This is a genomic window from Burkholderia reimsis, from assembly GCF_003294055.1.
GTDB classification, from domain to species: domain Bacteria; phylum Pseudomonadota; class Gammaproteobacteria; order Burkholderiales; family Burkholderiaceae; genus Burkholderia; species Burkholderia cepacia.
Window position 1 is genome coordinate 1 of the sequence record NZ_QMFZ01000140.1, and the last position, 532, is coordinate 532.

Sequence of the window (532 nt, forward strand, 5' to 3'; positions counted from 1 at the left end):
CGCTGGTGAACTGGCATGCGGTTTTTTCCCCATCGGGCACCCGTGCGGTGAACGACGTGCCGCGTGCGACGCGATAGCCTTCGACGAGATTGCCTTCGGTCCGGCCCGGATAGAGGCGCGCGACCGCGATCGACGGCGTGGGCGCCACGTAGTTCGGGTAGATCACTTCCAGCAGCCGGCCCGTGAAGCGCGGGAATTCCGCGTCGAGCTTGATCTGCATGCGCGCGGCCATGAAGCAGAACGACTCGATCAGGCGCTCGACGTAAGGGTCCGCCACTTCGCCCGCCTGCATGCCCAGACGCCGCGCGATCTTCGGGTGCGCCTGTCCGAACTCGGCAGCGAGCTCGCGCATGTAGAGCAGTTCCTGGTTGTAGTAGTCGAGCAGTCGCGGGTCCATCGGATCGATCTCGTTGTAGTCGTTGTGCCGTGCGGCGTTCAGCTGTTACGCACGCCGGTGATCTGGATCTCGCTCGTTTCGAGATCGAGCGAGCTCTGCACCATGAATTCGAGCGGATACGGGTCCATGTGCACG

At 63.7% G+C, this 532-nt stretch carries 1 protein-coding gene and 1 pseudogene; both read right to left on the reverse strand.

What is annotated here, in order from left to right:
- The coding region (locus DPV79_RS41630; RefSeq protein WP_165843650.1) for a type VI secretion system baseplate subunit TssF at positions 1-397 on the reverse strand (397 nt) is incomplete at its 3' end.
- A gap of 38 nt (positions 398-435) precedes the next feature.
- Positions 436-532 (reverse strand): annotated as a pseudogene (locus tag DPV79_RS43590) (type VI secretion system baseplate subunit TssE); the annotation flags it as partial.